Here is a 14,314-nt window from a genome sequence, read left to right on the forward strand (position 1 = left end):
ACCAGCCTCGGGCCCGCAAGTTACTTGCCGGCCCCCAGCACGTTGCCCGATAAGTACCCGATGAGTAAACGAACGTCATGCTGAGCACAGCCGAGGTATCTCTCCCGCTGAGTAATATTTACTGCCGTGGGAGAACTGCTTCGTGTCGTTCAATATGAGGGCCCAGTTACTGGACGGCTTGCGTTTTTACACGCTGCCCGAATACCTGCGCACGACCCATTCCGTCGTCAAAAAAGCCAGAATCACGAAGAAAATCCACTTCAAATCAATCAGCTCTTTCTGGGCGTCGTCGCTGGAAATGATGGGTTTGTAGTTTGCCTTTAGGATGTCCTGGGCCAGTTTGTCCAGCTGCGCGGGGTAGTAAAGGCGCTGGCCGCCGCGGCGGGCCAGCTGGGCCAGCAGGTTGGGGTTGGCCTTCGATTCGAGGGCTTCGAGGGGCTGGTTTTGCACAAGCAGCTCGCCCGCGTCCTGCTGGGCCTGGCCGCCGAGGGTGGCGCGGGCCTGGTAGCGGTAGCGGCCGGCGGGCAGGGGCCCCAGGTGCAGCGGGGCCCCGTCGGGGGCGTTGCCGAACGAAAAGCGGCGCACCCGCTGGCTGTCGCCGGTGAGGGTGAGGTCAATTTTCTGGTCGTAGAGCCGCTCGAACACCGCGTTGTAGGTTTCGGCGGCCAGCGTCACGTCGTCCTGGGTGCCGAAGGCGTCCTGGGTGGGGTACACGTCGAGGCGTTTTTTGCGGGCGTTCTGGGTGAGGAGCTGCACGGTGCGCACCACCAGGCGGTCGTAGGCCTCGGGGCGGTCGTCGTGGGCCACGGCTTCGCTGAGCCGCCACTGCCAGCTGCCGTCGGTGAGCAGGGTGGCGCGGCGGGCCTCGGCCGCGCCGCCGAACACCAGCAGGGGCCGCTGGGTGGCCACGCGGCCCACCTGCTGCCAAAGCGCGGCTTCGGCCCCGGGGCCCAGGCGCAGGTCGCCGAAGGGCACGGCCACGGGCGGGTACTGGGCGAAGCGCTGGGCGGCCTCGGCGTCGGTGGCGAAGCGGGTGAAGCCGGGGTTGGGCAGCGGCGTCACGGCGTCGGTCTGGGCTCCGCGGGGCTGGATGGTGAGGCCCGCGCCGAGCCGGTTGTAGGCCGCTAGGTCCGACTGCGCCCCGATGACGTAGAGCACCGGCACGCGCTTGGCCTGCACCTGGGCCAGGATGTCGGCCCCCAGCCCGCCCTGGGCCGGCAGCTGGTGCAGGATGGCCACGTCAAAATCGGCCCCCGGCGGGAGCGGGGCCACGCCGGGCACGGCCAACAGCACTTCAAAGTTGTCGTTGGTTTGCAGCGCGGCGCGCAGGGCCTTGAGGTCGGGGTGGGGGGCGGCCCCGGCCAGCAGTACGCGCAGCTTGCCCTTCACGATTTCCACGAAGGCCGGCCGGGCGTTGTTGAGGGCCGTGAACTCGCCGGCCTGGGGCACCACGCGCACCTCGTAGCGCCGCTTGCCGGGCGCGGGGGCCGTGACCTGAAACGTGGTTTTCACACGCCGCCGCCCGGCGGGCAGGGCCACGCGGCGGCTGTCCAGCACCTTGGGCCCCTCGCGCAGCTCCACGGTGGCGGTGCCGCCGGCGTAGCCCTCGAAGGCCAGCTCGGCTTCGATGGGAAACTTGTTGCCGCTGAAGGCCACCCGGTTGTAGGCCAAATCGGTCAGGCGCAGGTCTTTCTTGGGCACGGTGTCGCCCACGGCCACGGCGTAAACCGGGAAGCTGTAGTCGGCGCTGGCCGGGCTGCGCCCCTGGTTGGCAATGCCGTCGCTGAGCAGCACCACGGCGGCCAGGTTGCGGCCGTCGTAGGCGTCGCGGGTGCCGGTGAGGAGCTGGTCGAGGTCGGTGCCGGCGGCGGTGAAGCGCAGCGAATCGGGCCCCGGGGCCCGGCCCGGCGTCAGGCTGCGCGTGGCCACGGCGAAGCCCCGGCCGCGCAGCGTGGCGGCCAGCCGGGCCAGGCCGGCGGTGGCCTGGGCCAGCGTGGCCTTGGGCGTGAATAATTCCACCGACTGCGAGTTATCAACGGCCAGCACCACGGTGGGCTTTTCGGTGCGCGTGGTGGTGGACTGCACGAACGGGGCGAGCAGCAGGAAGCACAGGAAGCTCACCACGGCAAAGCGCAGCGCGGCCAGCGCGTAGTTCAGGCGGGGGCCCCAGGGGGCCTGGGCCGAGTATTGCAGGGCGGCGTAGCCCGCGCCCACCAGCAGGCACAGCGGGAGGAACCAGGCGGAATATTGGGTCGTGAGCAAAAGCGGCGAATGGAAATAGGGCCCCGGGGCCCCGAAACGCGGCCCGGGGCAAAAATAGTCCCGCCGCCGCCCCGGAGCCGGCCGCCGCCGGCCCCCGCGCCCGCCGCCCCGCCCCGCCCGCCGCCCGCCCGGGCCCCGGCGGCCCGATACCTTTGCCCGCACCCTTCGTAAGCGGCGTTATGATTCAAACCGTGATTTTCGACATGGACGGCGTCATCATCGACACCGAGCCCATCCACCACCAGGCGTTTTACGCGCAGTTTGCCGAGCTGGGCATCACCGTTTCGGCCGCGGAGTACGCCACCTTCCTGGGCTCCTCAACCCGCAACGTCTATCAGCGCCTCCAGCAAGAGCACGGCCTGCCGCAGGATGTGGAAACGCTGCTCCAGCGCAAGCGGGCGCTGTTCAACCAGATTTTCGACACCGACGCCGACCTGGATTTGCTCGACAACGTGCGCGTCCTACTCGATGACCTGCGGGCCCACCAGGTGCCGCTGGTGCTGGCCTCGTCGGCCTCGAAGGCCACCATCGGCCGGGTGTTCGCGCGGTTCGATTTGGGGCCCTACTTCGGGCACGTCGTCAGCGGCGAAGACTTCGCGCAGTCCAAGCCCGACCCCGCTATTTTCATCCACGCCGCGGCCCTGGCCCAAACGCCGGTATCGGCGTGCGTGGTCATCGAAGACTCGGCCAACGGCGTGGCGGCGGCCAAGGCGGCCGGCATCTACTGCATCGGCTACGCCAGCCCGCACTCGGCCGGGCAGGATTTGCGGCAGGCCGACTTGGTTATCAATCACTTCTCCGAGCTGTCGGCGGAGAAGATTCGGGCCATCCGGGTGGGGTAGAGGTTAGCGCCGCGTCACCGTCACCAGCTCCGGGCTGTTGAAAATGCTGACCGGCGAAATCACTGGCTCGTCCAGCGGCAAGCGGCGGCCGTACCGCTCGCGCAGCTTGGCCTGCACCGCGGGGTTGTGCAGGTCGAAATCGCGCAGGTGTTGCAAAACCCCCAGCTGCCGGTGCAAGCCCCGGTCGTACACTTTCCAGATAAGCTCGGAGCAATAAATCCGGTCATCGGACCAGCCGAAATACAAATCGTAGCTGCGGCCCAACAGGGGCTGTCCGGCCGCTTTCAGCCGCGCCAGGGCCCTGGGCGTCAGCGCGGTAGCCGCGTCGCGCAGCCGCTTCGTGACGAAGTGCCCGCCCTGGCCCCGCGCTACCCAATCGGCCAGCGGCGTCAGCTTCACCGGCTGCACGGCTTCGAATACCTGCCACTGGCCGGCGTTTTTGTACAGGATGCCGCAGTGGCTGTAGGGCGAGTGCGTAGCCAGCTGGATGGCTTGGCTCTGCGCTGATTGGGAGGTATGGAAAATCAGGTCGCCGTCGCGCAGTTGGGGGCCCAGCGCCGCGGTTGTCGCTTCCGCCGCGTGGTGGCTCTGGTAGCGGAGTAGCTGGCGAAGCAGGCGTGGGTAGGCGAACACCGTGAAGGCTGCTAAGAGGAGAAAGGAGAGCCAACTTTTCATGCCTCAGTTTCCTCTCCCTCGTCCTCTTCAGCCTCTTCCTTTTGCCACTTCCCGCCAATCATTTCCCTGTGCGCTTGCCAACCATAATTCAGTTGAAACAACTCATTAACTGTTGGGTCACGCTCTATAATTTCTTCTAGGCACACAACTTTCAAATCTGCCACGTCATAAGTCGTGTCGCATAGAAATTCCCAATCGCCATTAGCATCGTGAACTACGCGCAGGATTGGCAAGCCCTCTAAAACCTGCTGGGTAGTAAATACCGCTACGTTCCGCTCTTCCCGGAATTTAAAATTCAATGAGCGGTCAAGCAACGGTTGGCCCCATTTCCAGTTAGGATTGAAGCTTTCGTCCCAAGGAAAAAGTGCCTGCTTATCAGGCCACACAATTTGCAACGCCGGAAAATCCCAGGTTTCATTGAACCAAAAGCCATAGCCAAAATAGTCTTTGTACCAACGCTTGTCAACGGTTAGAAAACGCACGTCGTAGTCTCCCAAAAAATCGGGGTAACCAATGCTTTGGTCAGGTATAGGCTGTTTGTCCAACAGCTCTTTACCCGACCAAAGCACCGAATGCAGCAGATCGATGTTTAGCCCAAAACAAATAAGCTCCGGGTAGCCGTATGTTTTAAATAGCCCAATGGTATAAGCAAAACTGGGCGAATAGCCATCACCGTGAAACTGCGCGACATGGAAACCATATTGCGCTACATCGCTGATGATTTTCTTCTCTGCCTCAGAATTATGCGCTGTGTGCTCTTCGGGAGTGACCATTATTCTATTCGATTACTCGTAGATCGTAGCACCGCGTAGCATGTCGGCAAAAACGCGCCAACTGGCGACATCCGCATTTACTACTAATTCATCAGCCGATGAAATATTGCGGTAGTAACCGTCAATATCAGTTGCATAAGCTGCCAAAGCTTCTAAAAAATCGCCAAGCTTCTGGTTCTCCCAATCTTTGCCATTGCTTTGATAAGCAACGAGCAAATGATTTAAGAAGTGTGCAAAACCCTGGCGGCTTTGGATGGCCGATGTTCCTAGTGGGTCATGTTCGTTAGCTAATTTCATAGCCATTGCCCCCTACGTCAGCATCCCGCCGTCCACTTGCAGCACCTGGCCGGTGATGTAGCTCGAATCGTCCGAGGCTAAAAAAGCGGTGGCTTTGGCCACGTCCTCCGGCGAGCCGCCGCGCTTAAGCGGGATGGCCTTGCGCCACTCGTCCACTTGCTTGGCGTCGAGTGCCTCGGTCATCTCGGTTTCGATGAAGCCCGGGGCCACGGCGTTGCAGCGGATGTTGCGCGAGCCCAGCTCCAGGGCCACCGATTTGGTGAAGCCGATGATGCCGGCCTTGCTGGCGGCGTAGTTGGCCTGCCCGGCGTTGCCCTTGATGCCCACCACGGAGGTCATGTTGATGATGGAGCCGGTTTTGGCGCGCATCATGGGCTTGGTGGCGGCCTTGGTGAGGTTGAAGACCGACTTGAGGTTCACGGTCAGTACGTTGTCCCACTGTTGCTCGCTCATGCGCATCAGCAGGCCGTCCTGGGTGATGCCGGCGTTGTTGACGAGGATGTCGAGCTTGCCGAAATCGGCCAGCACATCGTCCACCAGCTTTTCGGCCTGGGCGTAGTCCGAGGCGTCGGAGCGGTAGCCCTTGGCCTTGGTGCCGTGGGCCGAGAGCTCGGCCTCCAGGGCCTCGCCTTTTTCGACGGACGACAAGTACGTGAAGGCCACCTGGGCCCCCAACTGGGCAAAATGCGCCGCGATGGCGCGGCCAATTCCTTTGGAAGCGCCCGTGACGAGGGCCACTTTTCCGGCAAGCGTTTGAGTCATGGGGCGAAGGTAGCTTTTTTGGGCTGTTGGCTATTAGCTGCTAGCTGTTAGCTTTTGAAGGTAGCTTGCGGGGCCAAAAAGCTGGTTTAGCAAAAAGCTAACAGCTAACGGCTACTGGCTAACAGCTTAAAGAAAAATGGATATCTGCATCCTGGGCGCGGGGCCCGGCGGGGCCACGGCGGCCCTGCACCTGGCCAACGCCGGCCACCGCTGCCTGCTGCTGGACCGCGCCGCGTTTCCGCGCGACAAAATTTGCGGCGATGCCCTGAGCGGCAAGGTGTTGATGGAGCTGAAACGCATCGACGAGGCGCTGCCGGGGCGGCTGGCCGCCGCGCCCATCCAGGTGCCGAGCTGGGGCATCGATTTCTTCGCGCCCAACGGCCGCCGCCTCGCCATTCCCTTCAAGCCGAAGTTCGACAAGGCCGCCGACCGGCCCGCCGGCCACGTGGCCAAGCGCCTCGATTTCGACAACTTCCTGGTGGAAGAAGTGCGCCAGCGGCCCGAAATCGACTTCCGCGAAAACGTGGACGTGGCCCGCACCGAGCGCACGGCCGCCGGCGGCTGGCAGCTGTTCGACAAAGCCGGCCAGCTGCTGGCCGAGTGCCGGCTGCTGCTGGTGGCCAACGGGGCCCAGTCGGCGTTTGCGCGCCGGGTGGCCGGCCACGCCCTGGAGCCCGACCACCACTGCGCCGGCCTGCGCACCTACTACCGGGGCGTAACGGGCCTCAGCCCCGACAATTTCATCGAGCTGCACTTCCTCAAGGACTTTCTGCCGGGCTACCTGTGGGTGTTTCCGCTGCCCAACGGTCAGGCCAACGTGGGCGTGGGGATGCTCTCGAAAACGGTGGCGGCCAAAAAAATTAATTTGCGCCAGCGGCTCGACGAAATCCTGGCCACGCACCCGGCGCTGGCCCCGCGCTTCGCGCAGGCCGAGCGGCTGGGGCCCGTGCGCGGCTTCGGCCTGCCGCTGGGCTCGAAGCGCCGGCCGCTGTCGGGCCCCGGCTACCTGCTGCTCGGCGACGCCGGCTCGCTCATCGACCCGTTTTCGGGCGAAGGCATCTCGCACGCCATGGTGAGCGGGCGGCACGCCGCCATTTGGGCGGCCCAGGCGGTGGCCAAGGCCGATTTCAGCCCCGCGTTCCTCAAAAACTACGACCAGGCCGTGTACAACCGCCTCTGGCAGGAGCTGCGCCTGAGCCGGGCCATGCAGCGGCTGCTCAACTTCCCCAGCCTGTTCAACATCGTGGCCAACCGCGCTGCCCGCAACCCCACGCTGGCCGAAACCCTCTCCGCCATGTTCCTCGACCTGGACCTGCGCGAGCGGCTGCGGCAGCCGAGCTTCTACTTCAAGCTGTTGTTTGGGGGGAAGTGAATACCAGGGCCCCCGGGCCACTTGGCCACGCTTTGGTAATGAGAACTCACAGAATACAGGTGCAAAAAGAAACGGTCATGCCGAGCGGAGCCGAAGCATCTCGCTTGCTGAACCAACCCAATCGATCGAATTACTGCTGCACGCGAGATGCCTCGGCTGCGCGGACGCTAAATGGGCATGACGGCCTATTGGGATGGGCACGGACCCAAAATCCGCGCTAGCGCCCAACAGCCGCGGGCCGCGGGGCCCGGGTGGCCGGTATTTTGATGGGTTCCTGGCCGGGGCTGCCCACGTAGCGGCGCAGGCTTTTGGCCGCTTCGGGGTTGAGGGCGGTGGCGCGCTCCAAGTCGCGCCGGGCCTCCGGCAGCTTGTCGAACGAGGCGAAGCTGATGCCGCGGTACTCCCAGGCGTCGGCGTAAGTCGAGTCGAGCTGGATGGCGCGGGTGAAGTCGGCCACGGCGGGCTTGTACTGGTAGAGCTGCATCTTGGCCACGCCGCGCCCGAAGAACGCCTCTTTGTCGTCGGGCCGGTACTTGAGGGCCCCCGCGAAATCAGCCGACGCCGCTTTGTACTCTTTCAGCATCAGGTGGTTCACGCCGCGGTTGTAGTAGGCGTCGGGGTTGTTGCGCTGGTAGCGCAGGGCAGCGGTGTAGTCGAGCTGGGCGGCGGGGTAGTCGCGGAGGTAGCTCTTGGCTTTGGCGCGTTGCAGTAGGGCAGCGGGGTCTTTGGGGTTGCGCTTGAGGGCGAGGCCGGCGGTGGCCAGCATCTGGTGGTACTCGTCCCTGGTCATCTTTTTCTCGCGGGTGCGCTCGGCCGACGCCGCCCGGGCCGACGGGGCCCCGGCGCTGGGCCCTTCGGTGGCCAGCACCCCGGCGCGGGCGTCGGGGGCCGAGCGGGCGGCCCCGGCCGAATCGACGCGCGGCGCGGCGGCCCCCGGTGCGGCAAGGAGCACGCTGGCGCTGCCGGCGGGCCGGTCGGTTTCGGTGGTAGTGGCGCAGTTGGTGAGGGCCGCCAGCAGCCCCAGGGCGGACAACGGGAATCGGAACGAGGCAGGCATAAACCAAAGGATGGATGGCTGTGCAAAAACAAACGCGCGTCGGTTGCCCATTGTTGTTTAGTAGTCAGCAGGTTATGCGTTTATTAATAACTGGCAACGAGCAACTGACAACTCACAGCCGGGCCCTTGTACGGAGCGGCCCCGGCAAAGGCTGCGCGGGCACGTTTGGGGCCCCGGCGGGGTTTAGGGCAGTGCCGGGGCGTGCGGCTATCTTTGCGGCCCGGCCGGCGTGCGGACCGGCTGGCGACCTTTTTTCTCTTTCTTTCCTAAGAATTTATGGCATTGCAATTTGATTTGGTGGTGGTGGGCAGCGGCCCGGGCGGCTACGTGGCGGCCATCCGGGCGTCGCAGTTGGGGCTGAAAGTGGGCGTGGTCGAGCGCGAAAGCCTCGGCGGTATCTGCCTCAACTGGGGCTGCATCCCCACCAAGGCGCTGCTCAAGTCGGCGCAGGTGTTCGAGTACTTCCACCACGCCGCCGACTACGGCCTGAGCGCCGACAACGTGGCCTTCGATTTCGGGAAAGTGGTGCAGCGCAGCCGCGGCGTGGCCGACGGCATGAGCAAGGGCATCAGCTTCCTGTTTAAAAAGAACAAGATTGAAACCGTGCTGGGCACCGGCAAGCTGGTGGCCCCCGGCAAAGTAGAAGTGACCAAGGCCGACGGCACCAAGGAGACGGTGGAGGCCAAGAGCATCATCCTGGCCACCGGCACCCGCGCCCGCCAGCTGCCCAACCTGCCAATTGACGACAAAAAAATCATCGGCTACCGCAAAGCCATGACCCTGGAGCAGATGCCCAAGCGGATGGTGGTGGTGGGCTCGGGGGCCATCGGCGTCGAGTTCGCCTATTTCTACCGCACCATGGGTGCGGAGGTCACCATCGTGGAGTTCATGCCCCGCATCGTGCCGGTGGAGGACGAAGAGATTTCGCGCCAGATGGAGAAATCCTACCGCAAAATCGGCGTCAACGTGCTCACCAGCGCCGAGGTAACCAAAGTGGACACCAGCGGCCCCGGCTGCGTGGTGACCGTGAAAACGGCCAAGGGCGAGGAGCAAATCAGCTGCGACGTCGTGCTCAGCGCCGTGGGCATCCAGACCAATATCGAGAACATCGGCCTCGAAGAGCTGGGCATCAAAACCGAGCGCGGCCGCGTGGTGGTGGACGATTTCTACCAGACCAACGTGCCCGGCGTGTACGCCATCGGCGACATCGTGCCGGGCCCCGCGCTGGCCCACGTGGCCTCGGCCGAGGGCATCATCTGCGTCGAGAAAATCGCCGGCCACCACCCCGAGCCGCTCAACTACCAGAATATCCCCGGCTGCACCTACGCCTCGCCCGAAATTGCCAGCGTGGGCTACACCGAAGCCGAAGCCAAGGCCAAGGGCTACGACATCCTGGTGGGCAAGTTCCCCTTTTCGGCCTCGGGCAAGGCCAGCGCCGCCGGGGCCAAGGACGGCTTCGTGAAGGTCATCTTCGACAAGAAATACGGCGAGTGGCTGGGGGCCCACATGATCGGGGCCAACGTAACCGAGCTAATCGCCGAAGTGGTAGTGGCCCGCAAGCTCGAAACCACGGGCCACGAAATTATCAAGTCGGTGCACCCGCACCCCACCATGAGCGAGGCCATCATGGAAGCCACGGCCGCCGCGTATGGCGAGGTGATTCACCTGTAGGTTTTCGCCCTGTGAAATGCAAAGGCCCGGCTGAATAAGCCGGGCCCTTTTGTTTAATCAGAATACATTTTACTACTTGCCGGGATGAATCAAGACGCCCCGACGACGACCGCTGAAAACGTTCTCCTCTACCAAGCGCCCGACGGGCAAACCCAACTGGAAGTGCAGCTCGACCACGAAACCGTGTGGCTGACGCAAGCGCAGATGATAATGCTTTTCGACGTCTCCAAGAAAACAGTCAGCGAGCATATTCAGAATATTTTTCGCGAAGGAGAATTACCGTCCGAGGCAGTTGTCCGGAAATCCCGGACAACTGCCTCGGACGGTAAAAGCTATTCGGTTCAGCACTACAACCTGGACGTTATCATCTCCGTCGGCTATCGGGTGAAGTCGTTGCGCGGGACGCATTTCCGCCAGTGGGCCACGGGGGTGCTGCGCCAATACCTGGTGCAGGGCTACGCCCTGAATGACAAGCGCCTGCGCGAAAGCGCCCGCCAGCTGGCCGACCTCAAGCGGCTGGTGCAATTGCAGGGCGAAGTGGCGGCCAACCAGGAGCTGACCACGGACCAGTCGGCCGCGCTGCTGCGGGTGCTGGGCGACTACGCCCGGGCCCTCGACGTGCTCGACCAGTACGACCACCAGCGCCTGCAAATGCGCGGCACGGCCACCGACGAGCCGTTCGAGCTAACTTACGAAGCCGGCCTGGAGGCCGTGGAAGGGCTGCGCAGGCAATTCGGCGGCAGCGCGTTGTTTGGGCGCGAGAAGGATGCGTCCTTCCAAAGCTCGGTGCGCACCATCTACCAGAGCTTCGGCGGCGAGGACCTGTACCCGAGCGTGGAAGAAAAGGCGGCCAACCTGCTGTATTTCGTGGTGAAAAACCACTCGTTCTCCGACGGCAACAAGCGCATTGCGGCCTTCCTGTTCGTGTGGTTTCTCGACCGCAACCGCTGCCTCTACCACCCCGACGGCACCCGCCGCCTGGCCGATAACGCCCTGGTGGCCCTCACGCTGCTCATCGCCGAGAGCAAGCCCGAAGACAAAGCCACCATGGTAACGCTGGTGGTGAATTTGATTAACCAGGATAATTAGCCGACTGAGCTATTGGGGAATTGCCACTTCAGCATCGGCAAAATGTAAAGACTCGTAATCGGGTTGCAGGCGGCCGTCGAGGAGGGCTTTCTCGTTAAGGAATTTCGGCTCGTTTTGGTTGGCTAAATTCCAAGTGCCCAGGTAGTGCAGCTTACCGGGCACCACGGTGAACTGGTAGCGGGTGGCGCTCAGGTTGCGGGCCGAGGGGCCATTGGTGGGCTTGCGGATGCTTTCGAGGTGAATGCGCAGGCCGCCCCGTGCGGGGTCGGGAAACTCGTAGATGAACAGAGCGTAGCGGCCGGCCGGCAGCGCGTAGCAAAAAGCACTTTCCCGCACGGTGTTCAAAATGGGCTTTACGTTGATTCGCAAAGACTTGTGGGTGGTCAGGTTCACCAGGCGCACGTACTGGCCCTGGCCGAGGCCCCCGTCGGCGAATCGTTGCAGGCAGCTGCCGTACACCAAGCCCTTGCCGGCGGGTACCTGGGGCCGCTTACCGGTCCAGCTGGGCAGTGGCAATACCAGCTTTTGGTAGGGGCCCTGGTCGAGCGAATCGCCGGCGGCCAGGTTGGACCGCGCGGCCCCGGCCGGCAGGTTAAAGCTGATGGGAACGGTGAAGGAAACGCTGACGGGCCGCCCGTTCTGGATGCCGGGCCGCCACTGGATGTTGTCGAGCCGGTGGGCGTTAATCAATACTTCGGCGTCGACATCGGGGCGCAGGCCTTGCACCAGCTTGATATCGACGGTGTGGCCTTGGGCATCGACGGTGAACGAGAAAAATACTCGCCCCCGCACGTCGCCCCGCGCCACGCGTTGCGCGGGCTTCAGGCCGTCGTTAAGGAATTTGATGACCCGTTGGTTGGGCGAAAGGGCGCTATCGCCGGGCTCCAACCCCGGAAAAACGGGTAAAATCTCCGTGTACGCGTGGGCGGGCAATTGGCTGCCGGTAGTATCGGCGGCCGGGACTTGCCCGTGGGCACGGCCCGCCAGTAGCAACAGCAGGCACCCCAAAAGAATGAATTGATGCGGCATAACAGTTCCTAAATTACGGCGCAGACGCAGCCTCAGTCCTGCGCTTCCAGCACCCCGGCCGGGGCCGGGTCCCCGGCTTTGGGCTTTTTGCTCACCAGCCACACGCCCACGAAGATGAGCGCGGCCTGCCCGGCCTTGTCCCAGGTGAAGACGTCCTTGCCCAGGGCCACGGCGATGAGCACGGCCAGCACCGGCTGAAGGTAGATGTAGACGCCGAGCAGGGCAGGGGAGGCGTACTTCAGGGCCCAGTTGTTCAGCAAATACGCCAGGATGGTGAGGAAGAACACCATGTAGAACAGCTCGGCCCAGATTTTGGGCGGGAAGTGGGCGTAGTCGGTGGCCAGGGCCTCGCGCCAGCCGAAGGGCACCACCAGCAGGGCCCCCACCAGGAAAATCCGCCCCAGCACCGTGAACGGGTGGTACTTGCGCATGAGCGGGGCCACGAGGACCAGGTACAGCCCAAAAAACGTGGCGTTGAGCAGGATGCAGACGTTGCCCAGCGTGGCGTGGGGGTACAGGGCCGCCTGCGCCGGCCGGCTGAGGATGAGCGTGGCCGCGCCGGCCGCCCCCACCCCGATGCCCAGCAGCCGCGGCACCGTAATCTTCTCGCTCAGCAGCACCGCCGAGGCCAGCACCACCACGATGGGCGAGATGGTTTGGAGCAGCGAGGCCGAGATGGGCGAGGTGTAGTTCAGGCCCGAAAAAAACAGCAGCTGGTTCATGCCGATGCCAATCAGGCCGCAGAGCACCGCCCGGAGGTTGTCGGCCCGGCCCCGGATTTTATCGTGGGGCGCGGCCAGCTGCTTGGCCACGGCGAAAAACAGCGAGGCCCCCAGCACCCGCAGCGTCACGATGCCGAAGGGCTTCATGTAGATGGGCATCAGGTCTTTGGCCAGGCTGTAGGTGCCCGCGTAGATGAGCGTGACCAGGAACAGGGCCGCGTGGACGCGGTATTGGTTTTTCATGGGGGAAGCGGGTGGTAGCGCGAACTTTGTAGTTCGCGTTTTTGCGGTGCCTGAACCGGACGCTCCGGCAGCGGTTCGGCGGCGCAAAAACGCGAACTACAAAGTTCGCGCTACAAACGCCCTCATGTCCTCCCTCTTTCCCGACGACGAGCCCGCCGCCTTCGCCCCGCCGCCCGGCCCCACCGGGTACGACCCCGACGCGCCCCTGGCCGAGCGCCGCCGCCCCCACCGCCTGGCCGACTACGCCGGCCAGCCCCACCTGCTGGGGCCCCAGGGCGTGCTCACGCGCTACCTGGCCAGTGGCCGCCTGCCCAGCCTGCTGCTGTGGGGCCCCCCGGGCGTGGGCAAAACCACCCTGGCCCTGCTGCTGGCCAGCGCGTTGAAGCAGCCCTTCGCGGCCCTCAGCGCCATCAACGCCGGGGTGAAAGACGTGCGCGAGGTCATCGAGCGGGCCAAGCGGCAGCGCGGTACGGTGCTGTTCATCGACGAGATTCACCGCTTCAGCAAGGCGCAGCAGGACGCGCTGCTGGGGGCCGTGGAAAACGGCACGATTACCCTGATTGGAGCCACCACCGAAAACCCGTCGTTCGAGGTGATTCCGGCCCTGCTCTCGCGCTGCCAGGTGTACGTGCTGGAGCCGCTGGGGCCCGATACGCTGCGCGGCATCGTGGCCAAGGCCCTGGCCGAAGACCCGGCGCTCAGCCAAATCAAGGTCAGGCTGAAGGAAGACCACGCCCTGCTGGCCCTGAGCGGCGGCGACGCCCGCAAGCTGCTCAACCTGCTCGAAATAGTGGTGCAAAGCACGCCGCCCGACAAAAAGGGCCTCGTCACCGTCACCGATGCCGGGGTGCAGCAGGTGGCCCAGCGGCCCCTGGCCCGCTACGACAAGGGCGGCGAAATGCACTACGACGTGATTTCGGCCTTCATCAAAAGCATCCGCGGCTCCGACCCCAACGCCGCGCTCTACTACCTGGCCGTGATGCTGGAGGGCGGCGAGGACGTGAAGTTCATTGCCCGGCGGATGCTCATTCTGGCCTCCGAAGACATCGGCAACGCCAACCCCAACGCCCTGTTGCTGGCCACGAGCTGCTTCCAGGCCTGCACCGTCATCGGCCTGCCCGAGTCGGACCTGATTCTCAGCCAAACGGTTATCTACCTGGCCACGTCGGAGAAGAGCAACGCCGCCTACACGGCCATCCGGGCGGCGCAGGCCGAGGTGCGGGCCCGGGGCGTGCACCCCGTGCCGGTGCCGCTGCGCAACGCGCCCACGCGCCTGCTCAAGCAGCTCGGCTACGGCCAGGAATACGAGTACTCGCACAACGGCGCGGGCAACTTCGCGGCCCAGGAGTTTCTGCCCGACGCCCTCCGCGGCACCGCCTACTACGAGCCGGGCCAGAACGCCGCCGAGCAGCGCCTCCGCGAGAAGCTGCGCGGCTGGTGGGGCGAGAAGTACGGCTACTGACGCGCGCTTGTAACGCAACGGCGGCGGCGGCTATAAACCAAATCGAACCACCCATTTG

At 64.3% G+C, this 14,314-nt stretch carries 13 protein-coding genes; 5 read left to right on the forward strand and 8 right to left on the reverse strand.

What is annotated here, in order from left to right; genetic code table 11:
* Positions 1-186 precede the first annotated feature (186 nt).
* A complete protein-coding gene (locus HNP98_RS01440) occupies positions 187-2,262 on the reverse strand; it encodes a VWA domain-containing protein (protein ID WP_246274921.1) in 2,076 nt (691 codons plus the stop codon).
* Positions 2,263-2,441: 179 nt separating this feature from the next.
* Here HNP98_RS01440 and HNP98_RS01445 point away from each other — a divergent pair, with 179 nt between their 5' ends.
* The gene (locus HNP98_RS01445) at positions 2,442-3,104 is read left to right on the forward strand and encodes an HAD family hydrolase (RefSeq protein ID WP_173808260.1); all 663 of its coding nucleotides are present in this window, start codon (positions 2,442-2,444) and stop codon (positions 3,102-3,104) included.
* Positions 3,105-3,107: 3 nt separating this feature from the next.
* Here the strand turns inward: HNP98_RS01445 and HNP98_RS01450 are convergent, their stop codons facing one another.
* The 4 genes from HNP98_RS01450 to fabG are packed head-to-tail and all read right to left on the reverse strand — an operon-like array spanning position 3,108 to position 5,611.
* On the reverse strand, positions 3,108-3,779 hold the full coding sequence (locus HNP98_RS01450; RefSeq protein WP_173808261.1) for a YiiX family permuted papain-like enzyme: 672 nt from the start codon (positions 3,777-3,779) through the stop codon (positions 3,108-3,110).
* Positions 3,776-4,552 carry a DUF4262 domain-containing protein gene (locus tag HNP98_RS01455; protein ID WP_173808262.1) on the reverse strand — a complete coding sequence of 259 codons (777 nt, stop codon included), beginning with the start codon at positions 4,550-4,552 and terminating at the stop codon, positions 3,776-3,778. The genes HNP98_RS01450 and HNP98_RS01455 overlap by 4 nt, the downstream gene beginning before the upstream one ends.
* A 12-nt stretch (positions 4,553-4,564) precedes the next feature.
* Complete coding sequence (locus tag HNP98_RS01460; RefSeq protein WP_173808263.1) at positions 4,565-4,849, reverse strand: DUF7660 family protein; 285 nt, start codon at positions 4,847-4,849, stop codon at positions 4,565-4,567.
* Positions 4,850-4,861: 12 nt separating this feature from the next.
* The gene (gene fabG, locus HNP98_RS01465) at positions 4,862-5,611 is read right to left on the reverse strand and encodes a 3-oxoacyl-[acyl-carrier-protein] reductase (protein ID WP_173808264.1); all 750 of its coding nucleotides are present in this window, start codon (positions 5,609-5,611) and stop codon (positions 4,862-4,864) included.
* A 136-nt stretch (positions 5,612-5,747) separates the two neighbouring features.
* Between fabG and HNP98_RS01470 the strand changes: the two genes are divergently transcribed.
* The gene (locus tag HNP98_RS01470; protein ID WP_173808265.1) at positions 5,748-6,983 is read left to right on the forward strand and encodes a geranylgeranyl reductase family protein; all 1,236 of its coding nucleotides are present in this window, start codon (positions 5,748-5,750) and stop codon (positions 6,981-6,983) included.
* A 217-nt stretch (positions 6,984-7,200) separates the two neighbouring features.
* On the opposite strand, the gene HNP98_RS01475 is transcribed toward HNP98_RS01470, so the two are convergent.
* Entirely contained in the window at positions 7,201-8,040 is an 840-nt protein-coding gene (locus HNP98_RS01475) for a tetratricopeptide repeat protein (RefSeq protein WP_173808266.1), read from the reverse strand.
* A 276-nt stretch (positions 8,041-8,316) separates the two neighbouring features.
* Here HNP98_RS01475 and lpdA point away from each other — a divergent pair, with 276 nt between their 5' ends.
* Positions 8,317-9,711, forward strand: a complete 1,395-nt coding sequence (gene lpdA / locus HNP98_RS01480; RefSeq protein ID WP_173808267.1) for a dihydrolipoyl dehydrogenase — start codon at positions 8,317-8,319, stop codon at positions 9,709-9,711.
* Positions 9,712-9,795: 84 nt separating this feature from the next.
* Positions 9,796-10,800: a virulence protein RhuM/Fic/DOC family protein gene (rhuM, locus tag HNP98_RS01485; RefSeq protein WP_173808268.1), complete on the forward strand. Its 1,005-nt coding sequence runs from the start codon at positions 9,796-9,798 to the stop codon at positions 10,798-10,800.
* A gap of 9 nt (positions 10,801-10,809) precedes the next feature.
* On the opposite strand, the gene HNP98_RS01490 is transcribed toward rhuM, so the two are convergent.
* Both HNP98_RS01490 and HNP98_RS01495 read right to left on the reverse strand, forming a co-directional pair.
* Positions 10,810-11,829: an energy transducer TonB gene (locus HNP98_RS01490; protein ID WP_173808269.1), complete on the reverse strand. Its 1,020-nt coding sequence runs from the start codon at positions 11,827-11,829 to the stop codon at positions 10,810-10,812.
* 32 nt (positions 11,830-11,861) lie between these two features.
* The gene (locus tag HNP98_RS01495) at positions 11,862-12,794 is read right to left on the reverse strand and encodes a DMT family transporter (RefSeq protein WP_173808270.1); all 933 of its coding nucleotides are present in this window, start codon (positions 12,792-12,794) and stop codon (positions 11,862-11,864) included.
* 124 nt (positions 12,795-12,918) lie between these two features.
* Here HNP98_RS01495 and HNP98_RS01500 point away from each other — a divergent pair, with 124 nt between their 5' ends.
* Positions 12,919-14,256: a replication-associated recombination protein A gene (locus HNP98_RS01500; protein WP_173808271.1), complete on the forward strand. Its 1,338-nt coding sequence runs from the start codon at positions 12,919-12,921 to the stop codon at positions 14,254-14,256.
* Positions 14,257-14,314 lie beyond the last annotated feature (58 nt).

This window comes from Hymenobacter caeli, from assembly GCF_013294115.1.
GTDB lineage: Bacteria > Bacteroidota > Bacteroidia > Cytophagales > Hymenobacteraceae > Hymenobacter > Hymenobacter caeli.